Annotated in this window: 10 protein-coding genes; 6 read left to right on the forward strand and 4 right to left on the reverse strand. The window is 69.1% G+C overall.

Annotated elements, in window-relative coordinates; genetic code table 11:
• Positions 1-48: 48 nt before the first annotated feature.
• Both GGR66_RS02825 and GGR66_RS02830 read left to right on the forward strand, forming a co-directional pair.
• The gene (locus tag GGR66_RS02825) at positions 49-4371 is read left to right on the forward strand and encodes a YDG domain-containing protein (protein WP_255421585.1); all 4323 of its coding nucleotides are present in this window, start codon (positions 49-51) and stop codon (positions 4369-4371) included.
• A gap of 44 nt (positions 4372-4415) precedes the next feature.
• Complete coding sequence (locus tag GGR66_RS02830; RefSeq protein ID WP_184447126.1) at positions 4416-6092, forward strand: ShlB/FhaC/HecB family hemolysin secretion/activation protein; 1677 nt, start codon at positions 4416-4418, stop codon at positions 6090-6092.
• Positions 6093-6588: 496 nt separating this feature from the next.
• Here GGR66_RS02830 and GGR66_RS02835 read toward each other — a convergent pair whose 3' ends face one another.
• From GGR66_RS02835 to rsgA, 3 genes are all read right to left on the reverse strand, one after another.
• On the reverse strand, positions 6589-7272 hold the full coding sequence (locus GGR66_RS02835) for a type 1 glutamine amidotransferase domain-containing protein (RefSeq protein WP_184447127.1): 684 nt from the start codon (positions 7270-7272) through the stop codon (positions 6589-6591).
• Between the two features lie 101 nt (positions 7273-7373).
• Positions 7374-8618 (reverse strand): flavohemoglobin expression-modulating QEGLA motif protein, encoded by a 1245-nt coding sequence (locus GGR66_RS02840; RefSeq protein WP_184447128.1) that lies wholly within the window; start codon positions 8616-8618, stop codon positions 7374-7376.
• Between the two features lie 8 nt (positions 8619-8626).
• Entirely contained in the window at positions 8627-9754 is a 1128-nt protein-coding gene (gene rsgA, locus GGR66_RS02845) for a ribosome small subunit-dependent GTPase A (protein ID WP_184447129.1), read from the reverse strand.
• A gap of 328 nt (positions 9755-10082) precedes the next feature.
• Here rsgA and GGR66_RS02850 point away from each other — a divergent pair, with 328 nt between their 5' ends.
• The 4 genes from GGR66_RS02850 to GGR66_RS02865 all read left to right on the forward strand — a co-directional run bounded on the left by GGR66_RS02850 (position 10083) and on the right by GGR66_RS02865 (position 13249).
• On the forward strand, positions 10083-11360 hold the full coding sequence (locus tag GGR66_RS02850; RefSeq protein WP_184447130.1) for a pyridoxal phosphate-dependent aminotransferase: 1278 nt from the start codon (positions 10083-10085) through the stop codon (positions 11358-11360).
• 88 nt (positions 11361-11448) lie between these two features.
• On the forward strand, positions 11449-12090 hold the full coding sequence (locus GGR66_RS02855) for an SGNH/GDSL hydrolase family protein (RefSeq protein WP_184447131.1): 642 nt from the start codon (positions 11449-11451) through the stop codon (positions 12088-12090).
• Between the two features lie 60 nt (positions 12091-12150).
• Positions 12151-12822, forward strand: a complete 672-nt coding sequence (locus GGR66_RS02860) for a methyltransferase domain-containing protein (RefSeq protein ID WP_160966912.1) — start codon at positions 12151-12153, stop codon at positions 12820-12822.
• A gap of 85 nt (positions 12823-12907) precedes the next feature.
• A complete protein-coding gene (locus GGR66_RS02865) occupies positions 12908-13249 on the forward strand; it encodes a hypothetical protein (protein WP_184447132.1) in 342 nt (113 codons plus the stop codon).
• A 92-nt stretch (positions 13250-13341) separates the two neighbouring features.
• Here the strand turns inward: GGR66_RS02865 and GGR66_RS02870 are convergent, their stop codons facing one another.
• On the reverse strand, positions 13342-14133 hold the full coding sequence (locus GGR66_RS02870) for a polysaccharide deacetylase family protein (protein WP_184447133.1): 792 nt from the start codon (positions 14131-14133) through the stop codon (positions 13342-13344).
• Between the last annotated feature and the right edge of the window lie 20 nt (positions 14134-14153).

Genomic DNA, 14153 nt, shown 5'->3' on the forward strand with positions numbered 1-14153 from the left:
GGTCAATCCACCAGTGAAGGCGGCGGTACCGGCCTCACCACCGTGCAGATGATGGACCCGGCCAGTTTTGCGGCCTGGAACACGGAGATCAGTGCCGTCGGCGGCAGCTCCGCGACCTGGCGGATCTACGCGGGCGACACCGCGCCGCTGTTGCGCACCTTCATGACAGGCTTGGCGGTCACCGCCAAGAATCTCGGCACGGTCTACAGCGGCACCGCCTTTGCTGGCAGCAGCAGCGTGATCCTCGGCACGCTGACGCCGAGCTACTGGCGGCCGTCGAGCAGTGTGGATGCGACCCTGATGCTGGGCGACGCCAACGCTAGAACCGGCACCCCGGCGATCAATGCCGGCAGCTACGCGTTGGCTAGCGGACTGTATTCCGGCCAGATGGGTTACGACATCGCGTTCACGCCCGGCACGCTGACCATCGCCCCAGCCGCCCTCACCTATCTGGCCGATATCGCAACTACCACCTACGGCAACACGCCGACAGGGTTGACCGGCACGGTGACCGGCTTCGTCAACGGCGAGACCCTGGCCAACGCCACGACCGGTACCGTCAGTTTCGCGACCGGCGCCACAGCCACCAGCAACGTCGGCACCTACGCCATCAACGGTAGCGGCCTGACCGCGAACTACGGCAACTACACCTTCGCACAAGCCGCAGGTAACGCCAGCGCACTGACGGTGAACCCGGCCACCCTGACTTATCTGTCCGATACCGCCACCACGACGTACGGCAACACACCGAGCGGGTTGACCGGCACGGTGACCGGCTTCGTCAACGGCCAGACCCTGGCCAACGCCACCACCGGCACCGTCAGCTTCGCGACCGGCGCCACCGCCACCAGCAACGTCGGCAGCTACGCCATCAACGGTAGCGGCCTGACCGCGAACTACGGCAACTACACCTTCGCACAAGCGGCAGGCAACGCCGCCGCACTCACGGTGAACCCGGCCACCCTCACTTATCTGTCCGATACCGCCACCACGACGTACGGCAACACACCGAGCGGGCTGACCGGCACGGTGACCGGCTTCGTCAACGGCCAGACCCTGGCCAACGCCACCACCGGCACCGTCGGTTTCGCGACCGGTGCCACAGCCACCAGCAATGTCGGCAGCTACGCCATCAACGGCAGCGGCCTGACCGCGAACTACGGCAACTACACCTTCGCACAAGCGGCAGGCAACGCCGCCGCACTCACGGTGAACCCCGCCACCCTGACAATCACGGCGAATAACGCCGGCAAGACCTACGGTGACACGCTCACCTTTGCAGGCAACGAGTTCACGGCCAGCGGCCTGCAGAACGGCGAAACCATCGGCCATGTCGTGCTCACCAGCGCCGGTGCCGCGGCAAGCGCCGGCGTCACCGGTGGCCCGTACACCATCACCTCGAACGCGGCTACCGGCGGCAGCTTCAACGCGGGCAACTACGCCATCACCTACAGGAATGGCAGCCTCACGGTGGGTCGGGCCGCGCTGACCGTCACCGCCAATGACGACAGCAAGACCTACAACGGCCTCGCTTATACGGGCGGCCACGGCGTCACCTACAGCGGCTTCGTCAACGGCGAGGCCACCTCGGTACTCAGCGGCGCGCTGGGCTACGCCGGCGATGCGCAGGGCGCCACCAACGCGGGCGGCTACACGATCACGCCAGACGGCCTCACCTCCGGCAACTACGCCATCACCTACAGGAATGGCAGCCTCACAGTGGGTCGGGCCGCGCTGACCGTCACCGCCAATGACGACAGCAAGACCTACAACGGCCTCGCTTACACGGGCGGCCACGGCGTCACCTACAGCGGCTTCGTCAACGGCGAGACCACCTCGGTACTCGGCGGCGCGCTGCGCTACGCCGGCGATGCGCAGGGTGCCACCAACGCGGGCGGCTACACGATCACGCCAGACGGCCTCACCTCCGGCAACTACGCCATCACTTATAGAAATGGCGGCCTCTCGGTGGGTCGGGCCGCGCTGACCGTCACCGCCAACGACGACAGCAAGACCTACAACGGCCTCGCTTACACGGGCGGGCACGGCGTCATCTACAGCGGCTTCGTCAACGGCGAGACCACCTCGGTACTAGGCGGCGCGCTGCGCTATGCCGGCGATGCGCAGGGTGCCACCAACGCGGGCGGCTACACGATCACGCCCGATGGCCTCACCGCTGGCAACTACGCCATCGCCTACAGGAATGGCAGCCTCTCGGTGGGTCAGGCCGCACTGACGGTCAGCAGCAGCAACGTCAGCAAAACCTACGATGGCGGGCTGAGCGCGATCGGCACAGCGGTAGTGAGCGGCGGTAGGCTGTTCGGCAGCGACACCCTCACTGGCGGCAATTTCGCCTTCACCGACAAGAACGTCGGCATCGGCAAGCACGTGACCATCAACGGCGTCACCGTGAGCGACGGCAACAGCGGCGGCAACTATGCCGTCAGCTACGTCGACAACAGCAGCAGCACCATCACCGCGCTGGGCATCACCGTCGATGCCACCGGCACCAATCGCGTCTACGACGGCACCACCGCCGATGCGGTGAAACTGACCAGCACCGGCATTCTCGTCGGAGACACGGTGGGCTTCAACGGCACCGGCGCCTTCGCCGACAAGAACGTCGGCGTCGCCAAGGCGGTCGGTGTCAGCGGCATCACCGCCAGCGGTGCCGATGCCGGCAACTACAACTACAACACCACCGCGAACACGACGGCCGACATCCACCAGCGCCGCATCACTGTCGATGCCACCGGGACCAACCGCATCTACGACGGCACCACCGCCGATACGGTCACGCTGGCAAGTGCCGGCGTGCTGTCCGGCGATACAGTGAACTTCACGGGTACCGGCAGCTTCCTCGACAAGAATGTCGGTACGGCGAAGGCGGTCGGCGTGAGCGGCATCGCCGCAAGCGGCGCCGATGCGGGCAACTACCGCTACAACACCACCGCGAACACGACAGCCGATGTTGTCGCCAAGACGATCACGGTCGACGCGATCGGCATGGACAAGGTGTACGACGGCAGCACGGCCGCGACGATCGCAGCACTGGGCACGACTGACCTGGTGGCGGGCGATGCTGTCACTTTCGGCAATGCCTCGGCGGCCTTCGCCGACAAGAACGCCGGCAGCAACAAGACCGTCACCGTCAGCGGCATCACCGCCAGCGGTGCCGACGCGGGCAACTACCGCTACAACATCACCACGAACACGACGGCCGACATCCGCCAGCGCGGCATCACCGTCGATGCCACCGGCACCAACCGCGTCTACGACGGCGGCACGGCCGATGCGGTCACGCTGGCAAGTGCCGGCGTGCTGTCCGGCGATACCGTGAACTTCACCGGGACCGGCAGCTTCCTCGACAAGAATGTCGGTACGGCGAAGGCGGTCAGTGTGAGCGGCATCGCCGCCAGCGGCGCCGATGCGGACAACTACCGCTACAACAGCAGCGCGAACACGACCGCCGATATTACCGCCAAGACGATCACGGTCGACGCGATCGGCATGGACAAGGTCTACGACGGCAACACGTCCGCGACGATCGCAGCACTGGGTACAACGGGCCTAGTGGCGGGCGATACTGTCATCTTCGGCAACGCCTCGGCGGCCTTCGCCGACAGGAATGCCGGCAACAACAAGACCGTCACCGTCAGCGGCATCACCGCCAGCGGCACCGATGCGGGCAACTACCGCTACAACACCACCGCGAACACGACTGCTGACATCCGCCAGCGCGGCATCACCGTCGATGCCACCGGTAGCAACCGCGTCTACGACGGCACCACCGCCGATGCGGTCACACTGGCAAGTGCCGGCGTGTTGTCCGGCGACACCGTGAACTTCACCGGGACCGGCAGCTTCCTCGACAGGAATGTCGGTACCGGCAAAGTCGTCAGCGTCTTCGGCATCACGGCCAGCGGCAGCGATGCCAACAACTACAGCTACAACTCCAGCGCGACCACGACCGCCGATGTCACCCCCGCGACGTTGACGTACCGCGCAGATATCGCCCACTTCAAGATTGGACAGATGCCGGGTGATTTGAGCGGCGCCGTCACCGGGCTGGTCGGTGGCGATACCTTGGCCGATGCCACCGACGGCACGCTGACATGGCGAACGCCAGCCACGGCGGCCAGCCTGGCCGGGCCTTACGCCATCGACGGCAGCGGCTTGTCCGCACGCAACTATGTGTTTGAGCAGGCACCAGGCAACGCCGCCGCGCTACACGTGGTCGATGGCAGCGCGCCGCGCCTTGTCGTCAGCACCGTCGCCGGGCTGCAGCAATCCCCCGACGACACCCATGCTGTCCACGCGCCGTATGCCCCGGATGTGCACATCGTCGACGGTGGAGTTCGTCTGCCGTGAATCACGCAACCCGCACATTCCGCCCCCCGCGCAAGGATCGCCCTATGCCGTCACCGTTCGGCTTGCGCTTCGCCCCGCTCGCACTGGCCTGCTTCGCCCTGCCGCTGGCCACGTCAGCGCAGACGATCCCCAACAGCGGCCAGATCCTGCAGCAAGTGCCGCCGACGCCGCCGGACAAACCCGTCGCCGCACCCGGCGTAGCGATCGAATCGCCGCCCAGCGCCACGACTGAAGACGCCCCCCCGTTCGCGGTGACGCACCTGCAGGTGGAAGGCAACACCATCTTCGACAACGCAACCCTGCATGCGCTGGTCGCCGACGGCGAAGGGAACACGCTGACCCTGACCCAGCTCAACGCGCTGGCGCAGCGGATCACCGACTACTACCGCGCGCGCGGCTACCCACTGGCCCGCGCGCTGGTGCCGGCGCAAACCTTGAGCGGCGGCACGGTGCGCCTGCAAGTGGTCGAGGCACGCTACGACCAGATCGCACTGGCCAACCAAAGCCGCATCGGCGATGACCTGCTGCGCGCCACGCTCGCGCCGCTGCACTCCGGCGAGGTCGTCACCCAGTCCACGCTATTTACCCGCTTGCTGCTGCTAGGCGACCTGCCCGGCGTGGAACCCCACGCCACCCTGCGTCCCGGTACAGGACCGGGCACCTCGACCCTTGACGTGCGGGCCGGTGCCGAACCAACGCTGCAAGGCCAGTTGGTCGCCGACACCGCGGGCAGCCGCTACACCGGCCGCCTGCGCGTGGGAGCCTATCTCGACATCAACAATCCGATGCGCCACGGCGACCAGCTTAGCCTTGGCACGCTCACCTCAGGCCACGGCCTGCGCTACGGCCGCCTGGGTTACCAGTTCACCCTGAACGGGCATGGCACCCGGCTCGGCGCGGCGTATTCGATGCTGGCCTATGCGCTGGGTGGTCCGCTCGATAGGCTGGAGGCACACGGTACGGCCGGGGTTTCCAGTGCCTGGCTGACGCAGCCGCTGGTGCGCACGCACGACAGCCGAGTGGACGTCCGTTTGCAGTTCGACCGCAAGCAGCTACGCGACCGCATCGACAGCACCGCCCTGCGCAACGACCGCGACAGCAACCACTGGACAGCCAGCGTCGTCGGCCAGCACGGCGACGATTGGGGCGGCGGCGGGCTGACCAGCGCCAGCCTCAGCCTCGGCCACGGTCGGCTCGACTTCGCCAACGCCGCGGCAGCGGCCGCCGACGCTGCCACCGCACGCACGCAAGGCAGCTACACCCATTGGAACGCCAGCCTGGCCCGCCTGCAGCACCTCAGTGCCGCTACCCGCGTGTCTGTGAGCCTCAGCGGCCAGTACAGCACCCGCAACCTCGACTCCTCCGAGCAGTTCCTGCTGGGCGGATCGAACAGCGTGCGCGGATACGACGTCTCCAGCATCGCCGGCGCCAGCGGCTGGCTGGGCACAGTAGAGCTACGCCACGACCTGCCGTTCGACTACGGCGGCCGCTGCGAGGGCAGCCTGTTTGTCGACCATGGCAGCCTGCGCGTCAACGCCGCCCCGTGGATCGCCGGCCGCAATCAATTCGACCTCGATGGCGTCGGCATCGGCTTCAGCTGGGTCGGCACGCGCCATTGGCAGGCGCAGGTGCAACTGGCCATGCCTGTGGGCGCCACACCCACATCGCTCGGCAAGCGCAGCTCCGCACGGGCATGGTTACAGTTGGTCAGGGGGTTCTGAGCAGTGCGTAGTGGACGGAGGCAATTGAATGCCGTCTTTTGCCCTGCTGATTCCCACATCACGCATCCACGATTGAGAGGCGATCGCTCAGTGGACGGGGCCACGCGGCAGCGATGATGAGGCGGGAGATCAGCGCGGCCAAATCAAAGCAGCGATCAAACCGGCAGCAAATTTCGGACGGGTTCTCCCCCCCGAAATCACGAGCGCGTGGTTGGAGGTGCCCTGAAGCCCTTCCCACAACCACGCACCTCCATCCTCGCGTACACCAGTGATATTGCATTGCAGGAGCGGCTTCAGCCGCGACGCGCCTTACCGAGAACGCCCGTCGCGGCAAAGGTGCGTCCTGCGTGGTCGCGGCAGAAACCGACGCCATCGGTGTCCTTCAACCACGACGCCGAACAACGTTCGTCCACCGCACCATCGCCGCTTCGGGGACGGACGCTCCTTCCACATCGAGATCGCAGATCGGAGCGCCGTCAACGCAGGCGGGCACCCCTCACTTGCCGCGCAGCATTCCCAGCAAGGCCTGGGCCGCCGCTTCGGACGAGGCCGGATTCTGCCCGGTGACCAGGCGGCCGTCCTCGACCACATGCACGCCCCAGTCGGCGACCTTGCTGTACTGCCCGCCCAGGCGCTGCAGTTCGTCCTCGACCAGGAACGGCACCACATCGGTCAGGCCCACCGCGGCTTCCTCGCCGTTGGTGAAGCCGGTGACGCGGCGGCCCTTCACCAGGGGCGTGCCATCGGCCGCGGTCACCCGGCGCAGTACGCCCGGCGCATGGCAGACGAAGCCGATCGGCTTGTCGGCACACGCAAATGCTTCGATCAGGGCAATCGAATCGCGGTCTTCGGCCAGGTCCCACAGCGGGCCGTGGCCGCCCGGATAGAACAGCGCGTCGTAATCGTCCATGCGCACCGACGCTAGCGGCTGGGTGCTGGCCAATTGCTGCTGCGCCGCCGGGTCGTCCTTGAAGCGGCGGGTGGCTTCGGTCTGCGCGTCCGGCGCATCGCTCTTCGGGTCCAGCGGCGGCTGCCCGCCCTTGGGCGAGGCCAGCGTGATCTCGGCGCCGGCATCCTTGAACGTGTAGTACGGCGCGGCGAATTCTTCCAGCCAGAAGCCGGTCTTGTGGCCGGTGTCGCCGAGGCGGTCGTGCGACGTCAGCACCATCAGGATCTTCATGCGGGTCTCCTCGTGAGGTGAAGCGGCCATGCGGGGGCATGCCAGGCGCCGCAGTATCGGCAGCCGCACATTCGCGGCGGGTGAGCGCGGCGTGGCGCCGTTCAGTCCACCTGATCCATGCGGATGCGGTTGGCGAACAGCGAGAACGCCAGCATCCCGGCCAAGCCGCTCGCCCGTGCCACCCACGTCGGCAACCATCGCGGCGGCGACAGCACCCCGGACTCGAACAGCGGCGCGAACGCGGCCACGTCCTCCAACGCCATCTTGCCGGCGAACAGCCAGCGGCACAGCGGCAGACGGTCGCGCTGCAGCGCCTGGCGGAAGAAGGTATGCACCGACACCAGCCCGCGCAGGTACACGGTGTCCTTGGTGAAGGCAGCGCCGCCTGTGGTCGGCACGCCACGAAACACCCGCTGCGCCGAGGAGAAACTCTCCGCCGGCGACTGGCCGGCCGCATCGAAATAGCGGAACACCTCGATGAAGTCGGCGCCGTCGCGGGCCAGCGCGATCGCCTCGATGCGCAGGCTGATCCGCTTCATCCGCTCGATGTCGATGCTGCCGGTGATCTGCTCGGCGAAGGTCGCCAGGCCTTCCTGCGTGGCGGTGGTGCGCGGCGAGGACAGCGCCAGGCTCGGCAACTGCGCCTGTTGCCGGCCGTTGAGCGCGGTCAGCGAATGCACCAGCGCCTCGTGGTGGAACAGTTGCGCGCGGTCGTAGTCGCTGAAGTGCGCGCCGGAGCGCAGGCGGATGCGCTGCGCGCCGGCGGCGGCCTTGGCCAGCAGGTCCGGATCCAGTTCCACCGTGATCACCCGCGCGCCGAAGAATTCATCGAGGTCGCGCTGCAGCAGCAGGCGCAAGGCGGTGGCCGAGACCGGCACCTGTTCCTCGGCCGAGAACAGCTCGCGGTCCAGCTCCTGGGCGATGCGGATGAAGTGGCCGGCGGCCTCGCGGGTGGTGGGGCCGTGGCCAGGCATCGGGTCGTCCGGCACCCCGAACAGCTGCGCCGAATACGTGCCCACTGCCGGCGTGCCGAGCGCTTCCAGCAGGGCCGCGGCCAGATCCCAGCTGTGCACCGAGGACTGCAGGTAGGCGCCGAGCGGATGCGCCGGATCGGCGGCCTGGGCGATCGCCGCCAGCTCGCGGCGGGTGTCGGCGAAATCCAGCCTGGGGTATTCCACCTGCGGCAACTGCGGCTGCCCGCGCGCAACACTCTCCAGGAACGGCGCCTGCAGTGCCACCGGCCAACTGGCCAGGGCCAGCAGGCGGATGCCGCGCACCGCCTTGACCAGCCGCGCATCGAGCGCGGCGTGATGGCGGATCTCGGTGGGCAGTGCGCGCTTGGCCACGACTGGCGTCAGCGGCGCAGGGTGCGCGGTGGCGGCCGCTTGCCACCTGGTTTGCCGCCGCCCGGTTTGCCGCCGCTGGGCTTGCCGCTGCGACCGGCGGCCGCGTTCTGCGCCTGGCGCTGCGCCAGCTTGCCGGCGGCGCCAGCGACCTCGTCGCGCAGCTTCAGGTAATTGGCCAACCGCGCCTCCTCGATCTCGCCGCGCTCGATCGCCGCCTGCACCGCACAGCCCGGTTCGGCCAGGTGCGCGCAGTCGTTGAAGCGGCACTGCGCGGCCAGCGCCTCGATGTCGGCGAAACCGCCTTCGGCTAGGTCTTCTTCGCCGGTGGGCTTGAGTTCGCGCATCCCGGGCGTGTCGATCAGGCAGGCGCCGGACGGCAGCGGCAGCAGCGCGCGATGGGTGGTGGTGTGGCGGCCACGCGAGTCGGTGGCGCGCACCGCCGCAGTGCGCATCTTCTGCACGCCGAGCAAGGTGTTGGTGAGGGTGGACTTGCCGGCACCGGACGAGCCCACCAGCACCGCGGTCTGCCCTGGCCCCAGCCACGGCCGCAGCGCGTCGACGCTGTCGGCCTGGCGCGCGTTGACCGTGAGCAGCGGAATCGACTGCGCCGCCAGTTCCTCCAGCACCGCCAGCGCGTCGTCGGCGTATTCGGTGAGATCGGCCTTGGTCAGCACCACCACCGGCGCCGCACCGCCGCCGCCGACCAGCAGCAGATAGCGCTCGATCCGGCGCGGGTTGAAGTCCGCATCCAGGCCGCAGACGATGAACACCGTGTCGATGTTGGCCGCGATCACCTGCTGGTGGTAGTGCTCGCCAGCGGCGCCGCGCTTGATCGCGGTGCGCCGCGGCAGCAGCGCGACGATGCGCGTGTCCTCCAGCAATACCCAGTCGCCGACCGCGGCGCGTTCGTGGCTGGGAAAGCGCGGCCGCTGCCAGTCCGGCAGCGATTCGACCTTGAAGCCGGTGTCCACCGCGTCGGCGACCACGTAGCCGGTGCGGTGCTGCTCCACCACCCGCGCCGGCCGCGCCTGCGGATGCGCGTCGAACAACGCGCGCCAGGCCGGCTCCTCGGGCAGTCCGGGCCAGGGCCAGCCGATGGGGCGCAACGCGTCGAAGTCGATCGGGGAGGAGGTCATGCGCGGATTCTAGAGGGTGCGCCACGCTTGAGGTGAGCACATTGCGTCCGCCGGCAAACGCGCAGGGTGGCGCCTGGCGTGGCTGACCCGCCTCGCCGCGACGATACGGCGCGCGACAGGGTGACTTCCCGGGATTGGCCAGCAACAGCGCAGGACCCGCGCGAAGCGTGTATTGGCGCCACAGGGACCAGCCACGCGCCGCGCCCGTTGCAGCGCCGAGCGTGGAGGCCAGCCGCCGTAGACGACCCGCCATCACGGCGCCCCTCCGCCCCGCCGCGGTGTCACATTTCCGCTACCATGCAGGTCCCACGCCCCACCGGCCAATGCGATGCCCACCCTGCCGATCAAGCCGCTCGCGATCCGCGAACGCCTGTCCGAAGTCCGCTACGAAATCCGCGGCGAACTGGCACGGCGAGCCCGCGAGCTGGAGGCCCAGGGGCGCAAGCTGATCAAGCTCAACATCGGCAATCCCGGCGCGTTCGGCTTCCGTGCACCGGAACACCTGCAGCGCGCGATCGCCGACGACATGGGCCGCACCGATCCCTACACCCACCAGCAGGGCCTGCCGGAGGCGCGCGAGGCGATCGCCGCGGCCTACGCGCGGCGCCAGCACCCGGACGCGCATCCGGACCGCATCTTCGTCGGCAACGGCGTCAGCGAGCTGATCGACCTGTCGCTGCGTGCGCTGCTCAACCCGGGCGACGAAGTGCTGGTGCCCTCGCCGGACTACCCGCTGTGGTCGGCGGCCACCATCCTCAACGACGGCCGCCCGGTGTACTACCGCTGCGCGCCGGAGAACGGCTTCCAGCCCGACCCGGTGGAGATCGAGACGCTGGTGTCCTCGCGCACCCGCGCCATCGTGCTGATCAACCCGAACAACCCCAGCGGCGCCAGCTATTCGCGCGCGTTGCTGGAGAAGATCGTCGCCATCGCGGTCAAGCACAACCTGCTGCTGATGGTCGACGAGATCTACGACCAGGTGCTGTACGACGCTGCGGAATTCGTGTCGGTGGCGCCGCTGGCCGGCGCGCATCCGTGCATCAGCTTCGGTGGCCTGAGCAAGGTGCACCGCGCCTGCGGCTGGCGCGTGGGCTGGGCGCTGCTGTCCGGCGACGCCGAGCGCGTTAGCGATTTCCGCAACGCCATGGACCTGCTGGGCGCGCTGCGCCTGTGCGCCAACGTCCCCGGCCAGTTCGCGATCGATGCCGCGGTCAACGGCCCGGACACGATTTCGCCGCTGTGCGCACCCGGCGGGCGCCTGTACGAAACCCGCCGCGCGGTGATCGAGGCCTGCGCGGCCAGTGAACACCTGTCGCTGGTGCAGCCGGCCGGCGCGCTGTACGCGTTCCCGGCCGTGGTCGGCGCCCCAGCGCGTGGGTTCGACGATCACGCCTTCGCCCTGGAACTGATGGAACAGGAAGGCGTGCTGGTGGTGCCCGGCTCCAGCTTCAACGTGCCCTACCGGCACCATTTCCGCGTCACCCTGCTGCCGGAGGCGGCCACGATGCGCGAGGTGTTCGCGCGCATCGACCGGGTGCTGGCGCGCCGTGCCGAGGATGCCACCAAGGTGGTGCCGCTGAAGCCGCGGGCGGCTGTGGGGCGGTGAATCGGAAATGGGGAAGCGGGAATGGGCAAGGCGCGCCGGTTGGCGCGGCTGAGCACATGAGCGGCCATGTTTCGACGGTCGCCGCGCGATGAACGCATCCATTTCGGCGCCCCAGCACCACGCGCACTTGCGTTACCTGGCGCTCGGCGATTCCTACACGATCGGCGAAGGCGTTGACGCCGACGGACGCTGGCCGATGCAACTGGCCGCGGCGCTGCGCCGCGACGGCATTGCCCTGGCCGATCCGCAGATCGTCGCCACTACCGGCTGGACCACCGACGAACTGGACGCCGGCATCGATGCAGCCGCGCCGCAGGGACCGTTCGACCTGGTGACGCTGCTGATCGGCGTCAACAACCAGTACCGGGGCTATCCGCTCGACGACTACCGCGCGCAGTTCGACGCGCTGCTGCAGCGCGCGATTGCCTTCGCCGACGCGCGGCCGCAGCGGGTGCTGGCGGTGTCGATCCCGGACTGGGGCGTGACCGCCTTCGCACAGCCGCCCGCGCACGATCCGGCGCGCATCGCCGTGCAGATCGATGCCTTCAACGCTGCCGCGCAGGCCTGCTGCGCCGCACGCGCGGTGCGCTTCGTCGACATCACCGGTTGCAGCCGCGATGGCGGTGGCGCTCCGGCGATGCTGGCGGCCGACGGGCTGCATCCCTCGACGGCAATGTATGCGCGCTGGACCGCGCTGCTGTTGCCGGCGGCCCGCGATGCGTTAGCCTAACTAGCACACGACGCCCGCTGCCAAGGACCGACATTGCGCGACGCCAGCACCACCCAGCCCATGACCCGCCCGCAGGCCCTGGCCATCGCCCGTGCCTTCCTGCCCACGCATCCGCTGGGCAACCGCTACGACTACTACTACACGCGCACCAAGCTGCGCACCGATCCGCTGTACCCCGGTGTGCTCGCCGCGCTGCGCGGCACCGACGCGCCGGTGCTGGACCTGGGCTGCGGGTTGGGTCTGCTCGCGCACGCGCTGCGCGCCGACGGCCAGCGCCAGCGCTACCACGGCGTGGACATCGATGCGGCCAAGATCCGCCGCGCCGCGGCCATCGCCGCGCGCAACGGACTGCAGGACACGCAGTTCGCGGTCGTCGACCTGGGCCAGTCCTGGCCCGAGCACCACGGCAGCGTCGCGATCCTGGACGTGCTGCAGTACCTTGACCGCGACATGCAGTCCAACCTGATCCGCAGCGTGGCGCGAATGCTCACGCCCGGCGCCAAGCTGGTGATCCGCAGTGGCCTGGGCGATGCCAGCGGCCGCGGCCGCACCAGCCGCATCACCGACGTGCTCGCGCACCTGGCCGGCTGGATGCAGGAGCTGCCCAAGGCCTACCCCACCCGCGACAGCCTGCAGGCCCAGCTCGACGACGCCGGCCTGCGCGCCAGCTTCGCGCCGCTGTACGGCAATACGCCGTTCAACAACTGGTTGATCGTGGCGGAACCGCGCTGAGGCGGCCCCCGCCGCGCGCGCAAGCCGCCTCCCCACGCCTGCGCGCCTCGGCGGCGCGACGCTCCTCTCCCCCCACGGAATCCCCATGACATCCCCCACGCTTCCGCCCTATTCCGGGCTCGGCATCGCCGCGTTTGCGGTCAGCCTGATCGCTGCCGTCCTGACCCTGGCCTTGGTCGGCGTCTCCGCCGCGCTGGTGTATTACCAGCCCGCCAGCCTGGACGAAGACGCGCCGCTGGCGATGCTGGTCGGCATGGCGATGATGGTCGGCGTGATCGCCGAACTGGCCGCCGCAGCGCTCGGCATCGGCTGCCTGTTCCAACGCGACCGCAGGAAACTGTACGGTGTGCTCGGCCTGGTCTTCGCGGTCACGACCCTGGTCGGCATCACCGCGCTGATCGTTTTTGGGCTCGTCCAGGGCGGCTGAGTCCCGCGAACCGCACGCCGCGGGCGACGCGACGCGGGCCTACCGGGATGGTCGGTCGGCGCTCGGCATGGCCATCGCGCCGACTGGCGGCGCTAGCCCGGCAATGCGCTGCCGAGGCCGCGCTCGCGCATCGCCTGCAACACGCCTTCCACGATCGCCGGGTTGTGCCCGTGCGCCGCGCCTTCGTGCAGCAGCACGATGGCGCCGGGCCGCAGGTCGCGGGCGATGCGCGCGACGGTGACCGCGGGGTCGCAGCGCACGCCATCGAATCCGCGCGCGCTCCAGGCCACCCGGGTCAGGCCATGCCGGCGCAGCGGTGCGGCGACGAAGGGATTGGTCATGCCCACCACCGAGCGGTACCAGCGCGGCGCGGTGCCGGCGATCGCCGCCAGCGTCTGCTGCGCCTGGCCGATTTCCTGCGCCATGCGCCGCGGCCCCAGGGCCCAGAACCAGGCTTGCGGATGGTGCTGGCTGTGGTTGCCGATGCCGTGGCCGCGGCGCAGGATCTCGCGCACCAGCTGCGGGCGCGCGGCGGCGCGGGCGCCGACCAGGAAAAAGGTGGCCTTGGCCTGATAGCGATCGAGCAGGTCCAGGATCGCCGCGGTGTCGTCGGAGGGGCCGTCGTCGATGGTCAGCCACACCTGCGGCGCGCTGCCGGGCAGGCGGTCCAGCACCGGCGCGTACAGCCGCGCCCGCGGCAGGAACACCGGCAGCACCAGCGCTGCGTGCGACAGCAGCAGCGCCGGCAGCCCGACCCGCCAACCGTAGGCCCACCACAGCGCCGCTACCAGCACCTGCGAGGCCAGCGCCCAGGGCAGCCAGCGATACGGGTGGCGCGGGATGCGATGCAGCGTTTCCGGAACTGTCATGCCCCATGATGCCATGCGGCGTAGAATGACCGGTC

Origin of the sequence: Xanthomonas sp. 3498 (assembly GCF_014199795.1) — a bacterium.
GTDB classification, from domain to species: domain Bacteria; phylum Pseudomonadota; class Gammaproteobacteria; order Xanthomonadales; family Xanthomonadaceae; genus Xanthomonas_A; species Xanthomonas_A rydalmerensis.